Here is a 17571-nt window from a genome sequence, read left to right on the forward strand (position 1 = left end):
TTGGCCGGATTCCTGCCAACCCTCCGGGACGGGGTCCGTTCCCCTCATTTCTTCGTCGGTCGTCGCTAAGATACACCCGGTATCTGTCGCTCCTCCCTTCTCGAACTGAGAGAAACGGCCTCCCGTCGGCAGCCATCCCTATATGTCGATACACCCTGGGGCAGCCTTGGCCATTGATGCAGGAGCTGCTCTAGCTGTGCTGGCGTATTTCAGGAAACGGTAGTTGGACCGAAGCGTCGCCTGCTTCCAGCAATCGCAACCAATTGCGAATTTCCTCACGAAGAGGTGCGACGGAAATACCTTCGTAAGGATCCGCATAAAGCTCCAGTCGCCGCAGCGCGGTGTGCAGCAGCGAGATGGTGCCCTGCGTGTTGTGGCGCTGCAGGTGATGGAATGCTGCCGCGGTCTGGATCAATGCCTGAAGGAACGTCTTTTGCGGCTCCGGCAAATGAAGCCAGACACCCTCCCAATGCTCATGCGCGTCGAAGAATTTACACGCGCGATAGCATCGCAGCCCTTCGGCGAGTCCGCCGCTAGTCCAGTCGAACTTCATTCCTCGATCATCCCATAAGAATGCATGGGAAAGGTGACAGTGACGCGCAGGGTGCTGAGAGGAATCTTGGCTTCCGCTCCCCAGGCAACTGCATCTAACCTGCAAAATGAGAACTCTCCTCTTCTATGCGCGATACGGTAATCGCTGACGATTGACGTATCGCAATTGGCTCCTGTAATACGGTAAGCAAAGGACAAGTCATTATGAAGATGCGCAAACTCGGTGCTAACGGACCACTTGTATCTGCCATCGGGCTCGGATGCATGGGAATGAGTGATTTTTACTCCCATCGCGACGATACCGAATCGATTGCTACCATTCACCGCGCTCTCGAACTCGGCGTCAACTTCCTGGACACCTCTGATATCTATGGCCCTCACACCAACGAGGAACTCGTCGGCAAAGCCATCAAGGGCAAGCGGGACCAGGTTTTTCTGGCTACCAAGTTCGGCATTCTGCGCGATCCGCTGAATCCCTCCAAACGCGGAGTTGATGGCAGCAAGGAGTATGTCCGGAAATCGATAGAAGGCAGCCTGAAGCGGCTTCAGGTCGATACGGTGGATCTCTACTATCAACATCGCATCGACCCGAAGACACCCATTGAGGAGACCGTCGGAGCCCTTGCCGAACTGGTTCGTGAAGGCAAGATCCGTTATATCGGGCTCTCCGAAGCATCGCCCCAGACGATTGAACGCGCCCAGAAGGTACATCCCATCACCGCGATTCAATCAGAGTATTCGCTCTGGACACGGGATCCCGAGCCCCAAGTGATTCCTACCTGCCGTAAGCTGGGAATCGGATTTGTTCCCTATAGCCCGCTCGGACGCGGCTTTCTAACCGGGGCAATTACATCTCCCGAGGACTTCGATGCCGATGACTACCGTCGCACCAGCCCACGCTTCCAGGGAGCGAATTTCTACAAGAATCTTGAGCTGGTCACAAAGGTGAAGGAGATTGCGAAGGCAAGTGGTCACACACCGGGCCAACTGGCTCTCGCCTGGGTGCTGGCTCAAGGAGAGGACATTGTTCCGATTCCGGGAACAAAACGGCGTAAGTATCTCGAGGAGAATGTGGCTGCGGTTGACATTGTCCTGACTGCCGATCAATTGGCGCAGTTGAATGCCATCTTTCCTCCAGACGCCGCATCTGGAGAGCGGTATGCGCCCAACTTGATGACCTTGATCAATCAATGACATCGGACGGTGTTAAGGTCAACTCTACTTTGAAAAAGGATCTGTCGATGACAGCTCCTTTTTCAAAAAGCAACCGGGAATCGCTGCACACTTGGCAATCGCAACCATCTGAAGCAAACCAGCCCGGCCTGAATCTTCCGTAAGTGTTCCAGCGGCCGCTTGACAGTAACGCGATACAAACGTATTTTCGAGTGTTCTTGCGGCTTCTTCCTATTTTGCTATGCTCCCATGACGCCGAAATCCGGCTTATGATGCGCACTCCTGGGACCGCAGGACACGATGGAGAGCAGCATGCAGTTTCCCCGATCCAGCGGGATCTTACTTCACCCCACGTCCTTGCCCGGCGCCTATGGCGTTGGCGACTTTGGATCCGAAGCATATCGCTTCGTCGATTTTCTGAAGGCTTCGGGCCAGAAGCTCTGGCAGGTACTTCCGCTCAACCCGACTGGCTACGGAGACTCTCCGTTTCAATGTTTTTCCGCCACAGCGGGCAACCCACTGCTGCTCAGTCTTGAGAGGCTTCGCGATGATGGATTGCTGCAGCAAAACGATCTCGATTCAGCGCCATTGTTTGCGGCGGAGCAGGTAGAGTACCAGCGGGTTATTGAATTCAAGACTGGCCTGCTCACCAAGGCTGCTCTCACTTTTTTTCAGTCGTCCTCGGCAGACCTGCGCCGCAACTACCAGAACTTTTGCATTGAAAATGCGATGTGGCTGGATGACTTTGCGCTCTTTATGGCAGTGAAGAACCAATTCGGAGGCGTGGCGTGGACGAGATGGCCGGCTGAAATTGCAGCACGGCAGCCAGCAGCGCTCGTCGAGTGGACGAGCCAGCTTGCCAGCGAAATCGAAGTCATCAAATACTGGCAGTTTGAATTCTTTCGTCAGTGGCAAAGCCTGAGGAGTTATGCGCAGGATCGCGGCGTGCAGGTCATAGGAGACATTCCAATCTATGTCGCGCACGACAGCGCCGATGTATGGACAAATCGAAAATTCTTCTATCTCGACGAGCAGGGGAATCCGTTGAAGATGGCGGGAGTGCCGCCCGACTACTTCAGTGCAACCGGACAGTTATGGGGCAACCCAATCTATAACTGGCCACTGTTGGAACAAACGGGATTCCGCTGGTGGATCGACCGCTTCCGATCCGCACTGCGCCTCTATGACATCGTGCGCATCGACCACTTTCGCGGATTCGAAGCATATTGGGAGGTTCCGGGATCGGAAACTACCGCTATCAACGGTCAGTGGGTGAAAGGGCCGGGGGCAACATTGTTCGAGGTATTGCAGGCAGAGCTAGGGCCGCTGCCAGTGATTGCAGAGAACCTTGGCCGTATAACTCCCGAAGTGGAAGCAATTCGCCACCAATTCGGATTCCCCGGTATGGCGATTCTGCAATTTGGTTTTGGAACAGACGAGCAGGCGCACACCTTCCGTCCCCACAATCTTGTTCGCGAACTGGTGACCTATACTGGCACGCACGATAACAACACGATTACTGGATGGTGGACAAGCAAGGGCGATGCTGGCGATAGCGTGAATACTCCCGAGGATGTGGCGAAGGAGCACGACTTCGCACATAGGTATTTGAACTTCGGCGACCAGCCCGTGCATTGGGCCTTTATCCGCGCGGCGCTGGCGTCTGTGGCAAACACGGCAATCGTGCCGCTGCAGGACTTGCTTGGACTTGGCACTGACGCACGAATGAATCTTCCTGGAACTTCGAGTGGAAATTGGAGATGGCGTTGCAAACCCGGAGCACTGACTCCCGAACTGGCCAAACAGTTAAGACAATTAGTTCTGCTGTACGAACGCTAGAGGCTATGCCGCAGAAAGACCCTACTGGTGAAAAACAAATGAGCATGTACGACAAACCACAGCGTAGCTTCTGGCAAATCTGGAATATGAGCTTTGGCTTTCTAGGAATTCAATTTGGCTGGGGGTTGCAGATGGCGAATATGAGCGCCATCTATGAATATCTGGGTGCAAGAGCGGATCAGATACCTATCCTGTGGCTGGCGGCTCCGCTCACCGGCCTGCTGATTCAACCGATCATAGGTCACGCGAGTGATCGCACATGGGGACCACTAGGACGACGCCGTCCTTACTTTCTTGCAGGCGCCATTCTCAGCTCTCTCATGCTGATTCTGATGCCAAACTGCTCCAGCCTGTGGATGGCAGCTGGGGCGCTTTGGATCCTTGATGCATCGATCAACATAAGCATGGAGCCGTTCCGCGCATTTGTTGCCGACATTCTGCCGGAAGGACAGCGAACCGGCGGTTTTGCGATGCAGAGTCTCTTCATCGGATTGGGAGCTGTGGTTGCATCGGCTCTTCCATGGCTGCTGACCAACGTCTTTCACCTGACGCAGGCAGCAGGTGATACGAGAGCTATCCCGAGCACCGTTCGCCTGTCTTTCTATATAGGAGCCGTCGCCTTTCTAGGTGCTGTGTTGTGGACCATCTTTACGACGCCTGAATATCCGCCGGATGATATCGAAGCCTTTAAGAAGTTAAAGGCCGAGAAGATTGGGATTGCAGAGAATGCAAAGGATATCCTCCGCGCTATTGCGGAAATGCCGGAGACGATGCGTCAGCTTGGACCTGTACAGCTTTTGACCTGGCTCGGACTCTTCTGCATGTGGCTTTACTTTCCAGTCGCTGTTGCACATAACGTCTTCGGTGCGGATGATCCAGCCTCGCCGACCTATAAGGCTGGCATTGAGTGGGCGGGCATCTGTTTCGCCGCTTACTCGGTTGTCTGTTTTGGATTCTCCTTTCTATTACCGAAGATGGCTCGGATGTTTGGCAGGAAGAACACGCATAGCTTGTGCCTGCTATGCGGCGCTGCAGGCCTTATTGCTGTGGCGTTCATGCACAACAAGTATCTGCTGCTCTTCACGATGCTCGGAGTCGGCATTGCATGGGCCAGCACACTCTCCATGCCGTATGCCGTGCTAGCAGCTTCGCTGCCTCCTGCGAGGACCGGCGTCTACATGGGAATTTTTAATTTCTTTATCGTGACGCCGGAGATCCTGGCCTCACTCTTTTTTGGATGGATCATGAATCATCTTCTCCATAACAATCGCATTCTGGCTGTGATTGCTGGAGGAGTCTTCATGCTGGTTGCGGCCATACTGATGCAGCGCGTAAAAGACCCGCTAACGAAGAGTATTCAAGCACTGTAATACAGATGCTTTTATGCCATTCTTGCAGCCAGATCCAGCATGGATTTGGCAATCGAATGTAAGGGAAGGATCTGGTCTGCGGCGCCGAGCCGAGCCGCTTCGCGTGGCATGCCATAGACCACGCTGCTCTGCTCATCCTGCGCAATCGTGTTGCCTCCAGCACGCTTGATCCGCAATAGCCCCTGGCCTCCGTCGGCACCCATTCCTGTAAGAAGCACACCTATCGCGTGTTTGGCAGCCGAATCTGCAACCGAGGAGAAGAGCACATCCACCGATGGGCGCTGGTAACAGACCTGGGGACCATCCTGCACCTGAACCCAATAGCGATAGCCCTCCCGGCGAAGCAGCATATGGAAATTTCCTGGCGCAATCAGTACTCTTCCAGGAAAAACCTCGTCTCCCTGACTTGCCTCTTTCACCTCGAAGGGGAAGATTTCATTCAGATGCTTCGCGAACTCCGTCGAAAACACGGGTGGAATATGCTGTGTCACGACGATGCCTGGAGGGTTTGGGGGCAATCCTGCGAGCACTTCACGAATGGCCTGCGTTCCGCCTGTTGAAGCGCCTATGGCGATGACGGTGGAGGGATGACAACGGTTCAGCGGCTCGACTGCAGGTGGAACAATGGGTGAGGCTATCTTGTGGACAAGTGGACGGGAGCGAGCGGCCGCACGCAATTTGGCAATCAGGCTGGCTCGTAACTCGCCCACGGAATACGGCCCCTGGGGCTTTGCCAAAACCTCTACCGCTCCATATCGCAGGGCCTCGACTGCAGCCTGGCAGGAGGCGTGTCCAAGAGAACTAATCACAATCACCGGCATGGGATGGTACTGCATCAACTTCTTCAGGAAAGTAAGACCATCCATGCGCGGCATTTCAATATCCAGCGTCAGCACGTCGGGCTGCAGCGCAAGGATTTTATCTCGTGCAATGAATGGGTCGGGAGCTGTCCCTACCAACTCCAAGTCGCTCTCCGCGGCAATAGCATCGGAAAGGATCTTGCGGACGATAGCAGAATCGTCCACAACAAGGACCTTTATCTTTCGCGCGGAATTGAGCATCACTCTGGCACTAACTCCAGCCAGACGGAAAGAAACCCATCCTCCAGTTGAAGGATGCGCGACGAGCAGTTGTCGGAATGAAAGGGCTGAAGTTTACCGACCCTTATTGTGCTCTCTGGATGAGACAGGTGAAAGCTGCTTGCCTTCTCCAATCGGTTTAGAGCCGCGCCGCAGACCATATTCGTCAACTCTCCAATGACATCGCAAATCTGATCGGCATTTACTTCATGGGGTTCCTGTCCATAAAAATTGGCTGCCAGTGTACGTGCCGCATCCGCCGACACTTGAAGTCCGAACCGCCCTCGGGCCACGCCCTGAAACTCCATCGTCGAGGATACCCACTGCGACTCGCCAAGAAAGCCTTCCGGTCCATCACCGAGGATCTCTGTGAAGCACATACTCTCCAGTACCTCAGCCGCGGCATCCGCCAGCGTTGGCTCAAATGCTACTGTCTGCATACTTCCCTCTCCGCAGTAGATTTTCCATCTCACTACTCAACTTCTCCGGAAGAAATGGCTTCGTGATATAGCCCTGTGCACCCAGCGATAACATCTGTTGCAAACGGTCTTTGCTGCGATCGGTAGAAACTACCAGGACGGGAAGGTATTGAAGCCTGGCATCTGCATGAAGCTGTCGAAGGAACTCTTCGCCATTCATCACCGGCATGTTGATATCGGTTAGCACAATGTCCACGCGGTTTGTTCGCAATACGCTGAGAGCTTCCAGCCCATTACTCGCCTCAAAACATTCACCGATAGAAAACTGTGACATGCCAAGGACTCGACAAATAAATTTGCGCATGGCAGGAGAATCATCTACGATCAACACATTAAACGTCATTGGCTGCCTTCCTTTCCTCTGCAACCAGACTTCTGAGTTCGCGATCCTGCTGCGCGTGCCTCAGGAGAATGCGTCCGTTGCCCAGATTCATCCATAGAGTTCTGGGAAGATTGCCACCCACCTCTTCGCAATGAACGAGCACGCCCGCTTTCCAAAAGATTCTTCTAAGCGCAAGCTGATTCCGCTTCCCTATGTCGAAGACGCCGTCGGTCCCAACCATCTGAGCTCCGCCAACGGCTGCAACCAACAGGCGCGACTTCACCGCCCCCAGGCGATATGCCCAGCGAAAGAGTAATGGGATTCCCGTATCCGCAAACATCCAGGGGCGTTGCGATGCCTTGGTCTGATCGATCCTGGAATCCGGCAGCATGTAATGAAGCATGCCACCTACTCTCGCCATAGGATCGTAAATCGTAACCGCCATACAGGATCCCAATGCATAGGTCACCAGCGATGCGTCTGGATTATTGCTTACCTGGCAATCTCCTACGCCAACCGTGATTGAGGCTGCTTTATCCAGGCCCTCTGCTTCCAGACGCATCAGACGCCTCCATCTTTGCGATAGATTGCAGGTGCGATGTACCGCAGAGGCTGGCGAGTGCTATTCAGGCTTTCCGAGTGCCCTACCAGCAGATAGCCTCCAGGTAACAGACAGTCGGCCAATCGATGGACAAGACGCTGCTGCGTTGGCTGGTCAAAATAGATCATGACGTTCCGGCAAAAGATCACCGAGAAGCGTCCCAGATGCGCAAAACTCTCCATTAGATTCGCATGGCGAAATTCGATCAGCGCACGTACTTTTTCCTTAACCTTATAAACGCCACGAGATGGCCCAAGCCCTTTCAGTAGATATCGATGTAACATCTCCATGGGGATGCCACTGAAACTATCCTCCGGATAGCAACCGCGTTCTGCTTTCTTCAGCATCCGAGTGGATACATCTGTAGCGAGAATATGGATGCGCGAAGCCGCTTTCTCTCCCAACTCTTCCAGAAGCGAAATTGCGATCGAGAAAGGCTCCTCTCCGCTGGAGCACGCCGCACTCCATACGGAGATAGAATCACTCGGCTTCAGCGCAGGCAGGATCTTCTTCCGCAGAAATTCAAAGTGCTGCGGTTCGCGAAAAAAGCTGGTGTGGTTGGTGGTAAGCACATCGATCATCGATGCCATCAGCTGACCGCTGGAGTCGCCCTTAACCTTCTCGCAATACTCCCTGAACGAAGAGAGACCCATCTTCCGTACCTGATTACTCAGTCTTGCGAAAACGAGAACTTCCTTGCCCTGCAAATTGATTCCGCAGTGCTGATAGCACATCTCGCGAATCTCTTCGAACTCGTGCTCACTCATGGCGGACGTCGCGTTGGGAGCTTGAACCGTCATGGGGTTCGTCCTTGGACAATCCCGTCTATGTCAAGGATCAAGCCCACGCGTCCGTCTCCGAGAATGGCGCACCCAGCGATGCCAGTGACATCGCGGAATACATCTCCTAGCCCTTTAATTACGACTTCCTGCTTCTCGATCAGATCGTCGACCAGGAGACAGAATTGCGAGCCCTCGCTCTCCACAACCACCAGCAATCCTTCACAAGGATCGGTAATACGAGACTCAATTCCCAACCGCTGTCCCAGGTTCACAATGGGCAAAAGCCTGCCGCGAACCATCGCCATGTGATCCCGTCCATGCACCGTCGATAACAAATCTTCGGTTGGACGGAACATCTCTTTTACAGCAAAGATCGGGATGATATAGCGCCTGTCGCCGACGACCACTACCAGTCCTTCGATAATCGCCAACGTGAGTGGCAGCTTTAGATAAAAAGTAGTTCCTTGTCCATAGGTAGAATGAATCTCGATCCTGCCACGCAGCTTTTGCACATTCTGGCGAACGACATCCATCCCCACACCGCGTCCTGAGGTATCCGTCACTTGCGCCGCGGTTGAAAATCCCGGCTGAAAGATTAGCTGGAAGACTTCGTTATCGGATAGTTGTGCACCGTCCCCCACTAACCCGCGCTCTTGCGCCTTCAGCAAAATCTTTTCCCGATTCAGACCGCGCCCGTCATCGGAGATCTCTATCACGATCTGGCCACCCTGGTGGTAGGCCGAAAGACGAATAGTCGCAACAGCGTTCTTACTGGTTGCCGCACGTTCTTCGGTAGTCTCAATTCCATGATCGACGGAGTTTCGCATCATATGCAGCAAAGGATCGGCTAACTCTTCCGCAATCGTCTTATCAACTTCCGTGTCTTCGCCGGATATATCCAGCACTATTTGTTTTCCAGTCTTCCGGGATAGATCTCGTATCAACCGCGTTGACCTGTGGAAGAGTTGACCGATGGGGATCATTCTCATTTCCATCGCGGCGCGCTGCACTTCGGTAGTAATCCTGGTTAATTGAGCAATATCACCCAGCAGCCGAGGATCTTGCTGTGCTACGAAGACTGGATTATGGCGAATCAGAGACTGTGCGATGACCAGCTCACCTACCGTATCCATCAGGTGATCCAGTTTTGCAGTCTCCACACGAACAGAGAAGGTATCGGCGGACCGGGAAGCTTCCGGATGTGCAGCTACTGGACTTACCGCCGGCTTGTGCGTGAGAGCCTGGGTCTTCTCCAACTCTTTTTCTTCCAGGGCCGGTGCTGCTTCCACAATTTCCGTCTTGATAACCACTTCAGGCTCATGAGTCGGCGCCTCGAAAGCCTCGTCTACTTTGAGCTGCGTGCTCTCCAAATCAGTAGACGCGCCGGATCTAGCGAGTCGTTGCAGCTTCTCCAGCAGGAAGCGATTCTCTATGGGTGCCGACGGCCTGCCTGTCAGCCTCCCTTCGATGCTGTCCAACTCCTGCTTAAGAAGATCTGCGCTTTCTAACACCGCATCGACTACGGGCGTCGTGATGGTAAGCCTGGAACTGCGAGCCAGATCCAGCAACGTCTCTACCTCGTGAGCAAGCTCCTGAATACTGCCAAACTCTAAAAAACCAGCCAGCCCTTTAATCGTGTGAAAGGTGCGGAAGACAGAATGAACGGCTTCAGTGGAGGATGGATCTGCTTCCAATTCAAGCATCAGTCCTTCCACCTTGGCAAGATGCTCACGGGACTCTACGAGGAAGTCGCCCACCAACTCTGCATCGTCAGCAAACGAATTGGGGGCTGGCTGCTGCCGTGCCGATTCCGTGCCGCGATTCTCGTCCTCGATAGCCTCTCTCAGTGCAGTCAAACTTTCTCGAATCTCCTTTTCCGACAAGTTCGATTGTTCCCTGCTACTGGTGAGCACTGCGAGGTCTGCTGCGAGGTTCGCCACACGAAAGCAACCTCTTTTCCCGGCATCTTCCTGCAACGCCTTGAACTCGTCTGGTTGTAGACTCGCGGGGCCACTCACCATTAGGCGAACGACCCACTCATCGATTTTGTTCAGCATGAGAGAGCTGCTACTCTCGCCACCCAGTACTTCAGGCATGGCCGTCTCCAAATTGCTCAATGGAACTAAACTGGCGCAGACTAGTCGTAAGAATACGTCTGGTTCCGTCCTGCAAGTTCAGCAATGGTTGTCATTTAGAATTCCACAAATTGCTCTCCCAGCGGAAAGCTGCTCTTATCCAACTTGGCCGGGGCAGCAGGAGTGGTCTTCGCGAAGGCCGCAGGTGCCTCAAGGCTTCGCGGCGCAAGACCACGACGCATCGATGTATTTACATCGCGGGAGGGCATACGGCGCGTTCCGGTAGAGCTGATGTCGGCACCTACCATTCGGTTGAGACGATCCACGATACCCTGCAGGGTTTCAGATTGAGCATTCAGTTGTTCTGCCGCCGCCGCGTTCTCTTCAGCATTTGCCGCTGTGCTCTGGGTAACCTGCTCCATCTGCGACAGCGCTCTGCCTATCTGCTCGATTCCGTCTGTCTGCTCTCTGCTTCCATGGCTTACCTCATCGACGAGGATCTTGAACTTTGAGAATTGTTCCGTGATCCGCTGGATGGCGGTTGCAACGTTCCCCATCTTGGTCTTTCCGCTGCCGGACTTATCGATCGATTCCTCAATCAAACCAGCGGTGTCTTTGGCGGCCTGGGCGGAGCGCTGCGCGAGGTTGCGCACTTCATCCGCAACCACGGCGAATCCCATCCCCGCCTCCCCGGCGCGGGCCGCTTCTACCGCAGCATTCAACGCCAGTATGTTGGTTTGAAATGCGATCTCGTCGATGACTTTGATGATCTTCGATATCTTTGCGCTGGAATCATTGATTGCATCCATCGCCGTTACCATGTCAGTCAGGTGCTGATTTGCCTGTGCAAACTCCCGTTCCGAGTCGGTCACAAGCTGCGACATTACTCCGGCGTTATCCGAGTTCTTACGCGCCATGGAATTGATCTCTTCAGAGGAGGAAGACGTCTCTTCCAGCGATGCCGCCTGTTCCGAGGAGCCTTGCGCCAACGACTGACTGGAGGAGGAAACCTGAGATGCTGCACTGGCAATCTGCTCTGCGCCCTCAGCGAGTTCAACGAGGCTGCGGGAGAGAGCCTGGTTGATCTGCCGCACAACGAATACGACCACTGCGCCAACTCCGAGCACCAGTATCATTAGAAAGGCAGAAATCCAGCGAATCTGCGCGACTATACTCTCGGCGGATCTACCAGATGCCGCCAACAGTGCGCTGGCAGCCACAACCAGGGCATCCGCGTTAACCACTACTCGTTGCGCCTCAGGTATCGCCTTACTCGTCATCTGCTCCGACGCATTCGAGAAGTCATCGCCTGCGCACATGCGATACAAATCTTCATGATTCTGAAGAATGACCGCCTGGCTATTCTGCATCTCGGCAATAATGCGCTTCCCCTCAGGGGTCGACGCTAATGGCGCGTATTCACTGACCAGCGCGTGAAATTTGTCCGAGCCTTGCCGGAAGTCCGCATTGTACTTTTCGAGTGCAGACTTATCCTGCAAGATGGCTCGGAGATACATGCCCTGTTCATCACTCAGCATATCGGCGACGACCGCCTTGATCTCGCCTGCGAGATGCACCTTGTGAGCATTCAGTAGATTTGCATCGACCTGACTTTGAATACGGCTGGTACCGTAGAGTCCGCTGATTCCCAGAACTAAGGCAATCGTCAACGCTGCGCCAAAACTTGCATACAACTTCCTGCTAAGGGTCATACTGCTTCTCCTGAGTCTGTTCGCTGATCGAATCTCTACTGCAGCAGGGATTCAAGCCCCTGCATCGCGCCGCTGCTCAATACCTGTTCGATATCAAGCAGGATCTTCACCTTGCCCTTGACCTTGGCCATACCCAATAAGTAGGCGAAGGCCTCTCCACGGCCGAAGTCGGGAGCATCCTCAATTTCTGCCGCGGACAACGTGAGCACCTCAACCACGCCATCCACCACCAGACCAACCGGAAGTTCGACGCCCGCGGAGTGAGCACGGACTACGATGATGCAGGTGCGTTCCGTATACTCCTCGGCCGACATGCCAAATTTGCTTCGCAGATCCATGACCGGGATAACTTTACCGCGCAGGTTGATGACGCCTTTCACGTAAGCAGGAGTCTGGGGCACAGCGGTTACTTCCTGCATCCGCATAATCTCCCTGACGTGCAGGATTCCAGCCCCAAATTCTTCGTTTCCCAAACGAAAAATCAGGTATTTCCCTGAGCGTGGATCGATCTCCGCCGGCTGCTGCGTTATCGCGCGGGCCATCACGGTCGACTGCATAATGAGTTGCCTCCAGTTTCCAACGGACGCGAAGAGCGGCGCTTCTATCAATAGCGCCTGGCGCTCACCGCCCGGGGCAGATATGAGCAGAAACTTCCGAAACGCGGTTATTACCAAAGATTCTTACTCTTGTATCGGCAGGATTACGTTGAACTTCAGAGGGAGGGCATTCGGAAAGGAAGAGGGATAACGGAACGCGTATTGCTCCATCCAACACACTCAGCAGCAGTGCGAGCGTGCGGACTGGAAGAGACGGGGTTGCCGGGACGACTATCCTGGGCGCTCGGGATGGTCTCCCCAAAAGCGATGGGCTCCCGCAAAGGGAGCCCATTGGCCTCAAGCTTAAAAGAACTTTTTATTTTCCGTTTAAGCCCTGATTACTGCCAACTCCCGTCACGTAGTCATATCCGGGGCCTGCTGTGTAGCTTCCTGCTGTACCGGAGAGGATGTCGCGAAAATCAGCGGTATTGGTGCGATTGGTATAGATGGTTGTGAGTTCGGAGAAGCTGCTGGGGGCAAAGCTGTGCGCCGTATTCACAATCCCTGCAAGAGAGGGTGCGGCTACGCTCGTACCGCCAAAAACGAGCCAGCCGCTGACGCCCTGACACGAGGTGCTGTCATATACAGAGACACCGCTGTTCGGGTCAGCGTCGAAAGAGAAATCCGGAACCGAGCGCTGCGTCGTGCTGGCGTTCGGCACGTTTTGCTGATAGAGAGGGATGGGCTCATAGGTGCTGGGCCCTCCGCCGCTGCCGCTCCACCCCGTCTCGCTGACAAAGGCTCCGCTGCTGTTGCGATTGATGGTAGTACCACCTGCTGCGACCACATCGGGAGAAACGCCGGGATAGATTGTCTTACCACCGGTGTCGCCACTGGCGGCAAAATAGACGACTCCCGCGCTTGCGCTCCCGGTGAAATGTGTGTCGTCACTCGATTCGCCTGAGAACTCACTGCCGCCCCAGCTCATGGATACCTCTCCGCTCTGCCCTGAAGCGTTCACCTGGCCGGTGGCTGTGTCCACGGCGGCAAACAGATTGGCGAAGCTGTTGCTGGCGGCTTCGACTAAAACAATCTTGGCGTTTGGAGCCATGGCATGCGCCCACTCAATATCGAGCGCCGCTTCCTGCGACCATCCGCAATTTGCCCGGGGCTTACTGCCGCTGGCATAGACCTTCTTGAAGCATCCGTTTGCCGTGGTGCAGGCCGGCAGGCCAAACTGTGCCGAGAACACGTTGAGATCGTTCTCTGCGGTGGGGTAGTCATAGGCGTCCACAATGGCTATGGTCTGCGAACCCGCTGGAGTGAAGGCGTACACGGCAGCGATCGAGGATGGAGTTTCACCCGTGGGACCGCCACTGCTGGCAGCTTTCCCATCGACATGAATCAGGTGGTTCGTGTGCGCCCGTACGCCGATATCCTCAGCGTGCTCAATGCTGGAATCAGGAATCAATACCGCGGCATGTTGGGAACCCTGGCTTTGGGCTGTGAGGGCGGGAACGAACGCGATCAAACCTGCGATCGCGAGGAGGGATGCGAGATCTCTCATTGGGGTCTCCGTATTCTTGCTTTCGAATCATGAAGCGGGATCTAAAAGCGTCATACATAGTACGTGCGTGGGATCGTACCCCGAAACGCGGAGCGACGCAATAGGAAGGCCCCAACACGGGCAAACCGAAACCGCATAATATCCATTCAATTCTTACCGGGTATCCGGTCGTCCCAGGCGGACCTGCGCGCTCATTCTAATAAATTTATGAGCAACACCGTGATTCAAGCCATCTACATGACCTGGATCAAGGGCCTAGCCTTCACCATGGGGCAGCCAAGAGGTGCTCGACACTGCCGCTGCTTGAAATCTCATCGTCTTTGCCGTCGTTATCGCACTCTCTTCCAATACCTCTGGCCGAGTGACAGAACTTATAAGATCAGGAAAGTTACGGAGAGATACTTATTTGGTTGCCCCCCAGGGATTCGAACCCCGATATGCTGCTCCAGAGGCAGCTGTCCTACCATTGAACGAGGGGGCAATGCACTTAATTAATGGAAGGGCGCGGAGGACGCATCAACCTTCCTTAACCATAGTAAGTGCTGTCGTGTGTTCGGTCAACGTCCTCTTCACAACAGCAGGCGCAAGTGTCCGCTGCGCTATCGTGCGATACAATCTGAAGCGGTGGAAGTCTTCCTAAATTTCGTCTGGGTGGTGCTCTCCCTTTCCCTGGTCGCCGGCTGGGTTTTCGGGGCGCATCCACCAACCCGCCGCGATTCTAGGGAATGGTGGTCCGAATGGGGGCGTCAGGCTGTTGCCCTCGGGATATTGCTGGTCATTTTACTTCCTGTTGTCTCTCTGACGGACGATCTGCAAGCCTGGACTGCTCCCGCGGAAGTGGCGCATGAATTGCGCCGCGCGGACTCAACCCTGGCAATTGCTGTGGCGTCTCAAGTTTCCGTCCCATGGTTCCCTGCCCTTTTGACGGCATTCGTGCCGGCTGCTCACCCCTCCGGCCAATTGGCTATCGACTCCGACTCCTGCAAGCCGCAGATGGGTGTGTTGCATCCGCTTGAAAACCGTCCTCCCCCAGTTTGCCTCTGAAGTTCGTTTCGTCTTGAAGCGCTGCAGACTCGGCGTGCTCGCCTCCTTCACTTGGTGAATACAGGAATTTGCGTATGAAACTATCTCGATCTTCGGTCATTGCCGGAGTGTTGGCCTTGATGATGCCAATCATGCTCCAGTCCCAAAACGGACCGGCTCCGGCTCCAATTTCGCTGGCTCAGGCTCTGGATCTTGCGCGCAGCAAGAACCCTACCCTTTTAGCGGCTCAACAGCATCTCTCCGCCACTCGCGCGGCGGAGGTCACTGCGGGGCTTCGTCAGAATCCGAACGTAACCCTCCTGGGCCAGGATGTTACGCTGCCATCGGACAATCCAGGCAATCCCTACTTCTATTCGGCCAATGTGTCGCGCCTGTTTGAGCGCGGACACAAACGGCAGTGGAGATTGGAGAGCGCCCGCGCGACGACTGCCGTCACGACCAGTCAATATGAAGATCAGGAGCGGCAGACTCTACTGAATGTGAAGGCAGCGTTCACGAACATGCTTCTCGCCAAGGCGGCGCTGGCCCTGGCGGAGGAGAACCTTGCCGGCTATCGGAACACGGTGGAGTTGAATCGGGAGCGACTGAGGGCCGGAGACATGAGTGCGACGGACTTCGAGCGCATCGATCTGCAACTGGCTTCGTTTGAATCCGACGAAGACAAGGCTCGGCTGAACTTACTCCAGACAAGCGATCAATTGCAGGTTCTCCTCGGAGTCTCCCGGCCCGACCGCGCCTTCGACATTACCGGAACGCTGGATCCCCCGGCACTCACCGCCACACTCGATGACCTAGAGCAGAAGGCTCTGGCGGCCCGGCCGGATTACCGCGCGGCGCAGGAATCGCTGTCGCTTGCGCGGGCTAATGTAAAAGTTGCCGACTCGATGGGGACCACCGACCCGACCATCGCTTCCGAATACGAGCGAAGCGGCAAAGACAACACATTTGGGGCAAGCCTGAATATTCCCCTGCGCATCTTCGACAGAAACCAGGGAGAAAAGCAGCGCACTCGCTACGAGGTTGAGTCCAGCAGATTTGCAGAGACTGCAGTGCGCAGCCAGGTCATCTCCGATGTTGACCAGGCATGGGCGGCATACGGAACATCGCTGACGCAGGCACGCCGCTACAACAGCCACTATCTTGGGGAGTCGCAGCGTGTCCGCGATAATCTCGAGTTCAGCTATCGCCACGGTGGCAGCACTCTGCTGGATTATCTCGATGCTCTCCGCGACTACCGCCAGACACATCTGGATGCGCTCAATGCAAACGCACAGGTCTGGCTCAGTATCCACCAACTCAGTTACGCAGCCGCCACGGAGATCCTGCCATGAGCCGCACTACAGTTCGCTCCATCTTGTTCTCGGGGACCCGCGCCCGGCTCCTCGCCGCTCCGTTGCTGTTTGTTTTAGCCGGATGCCACCAGAAGGCCACGCCCGTTGCAGATTCGCCGAATTCTGCATCCAGCGTTGTGGAGACGGCAGTTGTGCACTCGCAACAAATCGTGAACAAGTTGGATATTCCAGCCCGCGTCAGCCCAGACCCTACTCGGGTAGTTCATGTCTTTTCACAAATCTCCGGGCGCCTGGCAGAACTCTATGTGCGGCCGGGGCAAGACGTAGCTCGCGGACAGAAGATTGGGCTGATCCAGAGCAGCGACGTCGCATCCGCCCGCTCGGATTATGAAAAGGCAAAGATCGAGGCGTTGCGCGCAGATCGCCAACTTGATCGAGCAAAGCTTCTCCTGCAACATGAAGTCATCGCCCAGAAGGATTTTGACGATCTCCAGGCCGCTTCGGAAGCAGCCCACGCGGAGATGAGTCGTACGGAACAGCGAATTCACATGTTGGGATTCTCTGTTGGAGGAAGCTCCGACACAGCCATCCTCAAAGCTCCGATCAGCGGCGCAGTGCTGGATATTGGCAGCGCCACGGGCGAAATGCAGAAGTCACTGGACAACGCCGCATCCATCGCAACAATCGCGAATCTCGACGAGGTATGGGTGCTGGGAGATGTTTACGAGCGCGACCTGGCATCGGTAAAGCCAGGAACGGCAGTTGACGTCACCTTCTCTGCCTACCCGCAGGAAGTTGTACACGGAAAGATTGCAAACGTATCGGATGCTATCGACCCAACCTCCCTCACGCTCAAAGTGCGAGTGGTTCTAAATAACCCCAATCACCGCTATAAGCCATTGATGTACGCAACGATTACGATCGACCGTTCCACTTCTACCGCCTATGTGATCCCAGCGACGGCGGTAATTCACGAAGGCGCCGCGAGCTATGTCTTTGTACAGCAGTCTCCCGGCAAGTATGAAAAACGGATAGTATCCACAGCCCAAAGCCACGGGGATACGATTGCGGTCACAAGCGGACTCCATGATGGTGACTCTGTTGTAACGACAGGGGCCGCGCTGCTCCGCGCGCCGGCGGGAGACTAA

At 55.0% G+C, this 17571-nt stretch carries 15 protein-coding genes and 1 tRNA gene; 5 read left to right on the forward strand and 11 right to left on the reverse strand.

From position 1 onward, the window contains the following. Positions 1 to 190: 190 nt before the first annotated feature. Positions 191 to 553, reverse strand: coding sequence for a DUF309 domain-containing protein (locus tag VM554_01660; protein HVJ07069.1), 363 nt, complete (start codon positions 551 to 553; stop codon positions 191 to 193). Between the two features lie 209 nt (positions 554 to 762). On the opposite strand from VM554_01660, the gene VM554_01665 reads away from it, so the two are divergent. The 3 genes from VM554_01665 to VM554_01675 all read left to right on the forward strand — a co-directional run bounded on the left by VM554_01665 (position 763) and on the right by VM554_01675 (position 4934). Next, entirely contained in the window at positions 763 to 1746 is a 984-nt protein-coding gene (locus VM554_01665) for an aldo/keto reductase (GenBank protein ID HVJ07070.1), read from the forward strand. Between the two features lie 291 nt (positions 1747 to 2037). Further along, positions 2038 to 3564, forward strand: a complete 1527-nt coding sequence (gene malQ / locus VM554_01670; GenBank protein ID HVJ07071.1) for a 4-alpha-glucanotransferase — start codon at positions 2038 to 2040, stop codon at positions 3562 to 3564. A gap of 38 nt (positions 3565 to 3602) precedes the next feature. Next, complete coding sequence (locus VM554_01675) at positions 3603 to 4934, forward strand: MFS transporter (protein HVJ07072.1); 1332 nt, start codon at positions 3603 to 3605, stop codon at positions 4932 to 4934. A gap of 11 nt (positions 4935 to 4945) precedes the next feature. On the opposite strand, the gene VM554_01680 is transcribed toward VM554_01675, so the two are convergent. The 10 genes from VM554_01680 to VM554_01725 form a co-directional block, all read right to left on the reverse strand. After that, positions 4946 to 5995: a chemotaxis response regulator protein-glutamate methylesterase gene (locus VM554_01680; protein HVJ07073.1), complete on the reverse strand. Its 1050-nt coding sequence runs from the start codon at positions 5993 to 5995 to the stop codon at positions 4946 to 4948. After that, positions 5995 to 6453 carry a chemotaxis protein CheX gene (locus tag VM554_01685; protein ID HVJ07074.1) on the reverse strand — a complete coding sequence of 153 codons (459 nt, stop codon included), beginning with the start codon at positions 6451 to 6453 and terminating at the stop codon, positions 5995 to 5997. The genes VM554_01680 and VM554_01685 overlap by 1 nt, the downstream gene beginning before the upstream one ends. Beyond that, complete coding sequence (locus tag VM554_01690) at positions 6434 to 6835, reverse strand: response regulator (GenBank protein HVJ07075.1); 402 nt, start codon at positions 6833 to 6835, stop codon at positions 6434 to 6436. The genes VM554_01685 and VM554_01690 overlap by 20 nt, the downstream gene beginning before the upstream one ends. Then, positions 6825 to 7376 (reverse strand): chemotaxis protein CheD, encoded by a 552-nt coding sequence (locus tag VM554_01695; GenBank protein ID HVJ07076.1) that lies wholly within the window; start codon positions 7374 to 7376, stop codon positions 6825 to 6827. The genes VM554_01690 and VM554_01695 overlap by 11 nt, the downstream gene beginning before the upstream one ends. Beyond that, positions 7376 to 8215: a protein-glutamate O-methyltransferase CheR gene (locus VM554_01700; protein ID HVJ07077.1), complete on the reverse strand. Its 840-nt coding sequence runs from the start codon at positions 8213 to 8215 to the stop codon at positions 7376 to 7378. Before VM554_01700 ends, VM554_01695 begins: the two co-directional genes overlap by 1 nt. Further along, positions 8212 to 10053, reverse strand: a complete 1842-nt coding sequence (locus VM554_01705; protein HVJ07078.1) for a chemotaxis protein CheA — start codon at positions 10051 to 10053, stop codon at positions 8212 to 8214. The genes VM554_01700 and VM554_01705 overlap by 4 nt, the downstream gene beginning before the upstream one ends. A gap of 335 nt (positions 10054 to 10388) precedes the next feature. Beyond that, complete coding sequence (locus VM554_01710; GenBank protein ID HVJ07079.1) at positions 10389 to 11984, reverse strand: methyl-accepting chemotaxis protein; 1596 nt, start codon at positions 11982 to 11984, stop codon at positions 10389 to 10391. A gap of 35 nt (positions 11985 to 12019) precedes the next feature. Then, a complete protein-coding gene (locus VM554_01715; GenBank protein ID HVJ07080.1) occupies positions 12020 to 12541 on the reverse strand; it encodes a chemotaxis protein CheW in 522 nt (173 codons plus the stop codon). A gap of 355 nt (positions 12542 to 12896) precedes the next feature. After that, positions 12897 to 14087 (reverse strand): S53 family peptidase, encoded by a 1191-nt coding sequence (locus tag VM554_01720; protein HVJ07081.1) that lies wholly within the window; start codon positions 14085 to 14087, stop codon positions 12897 to 12899. A gap of 407 nt (positions 14088 to 14494) precedes the next feature. Next, positions 14495 to 14568, reverse strand: a tRNA-Gln gene (locus tag VM554_01725). Between the two features lie 637 nt (positions 14569 to 15205). Here VM554_01725 and VM554_01730 point away from each other — a divergent pair. After that, positions 15206 to 16462, forward strand: a complete 1257-nt coding sequence (locus VM554_01730; GenBank protein ID HVJ07082.1) for a TolC family protein — start codon at positions 15206 to 15208, stop codon at positions 16460 to 16462. After that, on the forward strand, positions 16459 to 17571 hold the full coding sequence (locus VM554_01735) for an efflux RND transporter periplasmic adaptor subunit (GenBank protein HVJ07083.1): 1113 nt from the start codon (positions 16459 to 16461) through the stop codon (positions 17569 to 17571). The genes VM554_01730 and VM554_01735 overlap by 4 nt, the downstream gene beginning before the upstream one ends.

The sequence above is a fragment of the Acidisarcina sp. genome (assembly GCA_035539175.1).
In the GTDB taxonomy this organism is placed as follows: Bacteria; Acidobacteriota; Terriglobia; order Terriglobales; family Acidobacteriaceae; genus JANXZS01.

What these genes read in the sequence shown, in the direction of transcription:
- VM554_01675 (HVJ07072.1), top strand. Translation starts at nt 3,603, where the DNA reads ATGAGCATGTACGACAAACCACAGCGTAGCTTCTGGCAAATCTGGAAT.
- VM554_01735 (HVJ07083.1), top strand. Translation starts at nt 16,459, where the DNA reads ATGAGCCGCACTACAGTTCGCTCCATCTTGTTCTCGGGGACCCGCGCC.
- VM554_01710 (HVJ07079.1), bottom strand. Translation starts at nt 11,984, where the DNA reads ATGACCCTTAGCAGGAAGTTGTATGCAAGTTTTGGCGCAGCGTTGACG.
- VM554_01715 (HVJ07080.1), bottom strand. Translation starts at nt 12,541, where the DNA reads ATGCAGTCGACCGTGATGGCCCGCGCGATAACGCAGCAGCCGGCGGAG.
- VM554_01660 (HVJ07069.1), bottom strand. Translation starts at nt 553, where the DNA reads ATGAAGTTCGACTGGACTAGCGGCGGACTCGCCGAAGGGCTGCGATGC.
- VM554_01730 (HVJ07082.1), top strand. Translation starts at nt 15,206, where the DNA reads ATGAAACTATCTCGATCTTCGGTCATTGCCGGAGTGTTGGCCTTGATG.
- VM554_01680 (HVJ07073.1), bottom strand. Translation starts at nt 5,995, where the DNA reads ATGCTCAATTCCGCGCGAAAGATAAAGGTCCTTGTTGTGGACGATTCT.
- VM554_01695 (HVJ07076.1), bottom strand. Translation starts at nt 7,376, where the DNA reads ATGCGTCTGGAAGCAGAGGGCCTGGATAAAGCAGCCTCAATCACGGTT.
- VM554_01690 (HVJ07075.1), bottom strand. Translation starts at nt 6,835, where the DNA reads ATGACGTTTAATGTGTTGATCGTAGATGATTCTCCTGCCATGCGCAAA.
- malQ (HVJ07071.1), top strand. Translation starts at nt 2,038, where the DNA reads ATGCAGTTTCCCCGATCCAGCGGGATCTTACTTCACCCCACGTCCTTG.
- VM554_01700 (HVJ07077.1), bottom strand. Translation starts at nt 8,215, where the DNA reads ATGACGGTTCAAGCTCCCAACGCGACGTCCGCCATGAGTGAGCACGAG.
- VM554_01665 (HVJ07070.1), top strand. Translation starts at nt 763, where the DNA reads ATGCGCAAACTCGGTGCTAACGGACCACTTGTATCTGCCATCGGGCTC.
- VM554_01720 (HVJ07081.1), bottom strand. Translation starts at nt 14,087, where the DNA reads ATGAGAGATCTCGCATCCCTCCTCGCGATCGCAGGTTTGATCGCGTTC.
- VM554_01685 (HVJ07074.1), bottom strand. Translation starts at nt 6,453, where the DNA reads ATGCAGACAGTAGCATTTGAGCCAACGCTGGCGGATGCCGCGGCTGAG.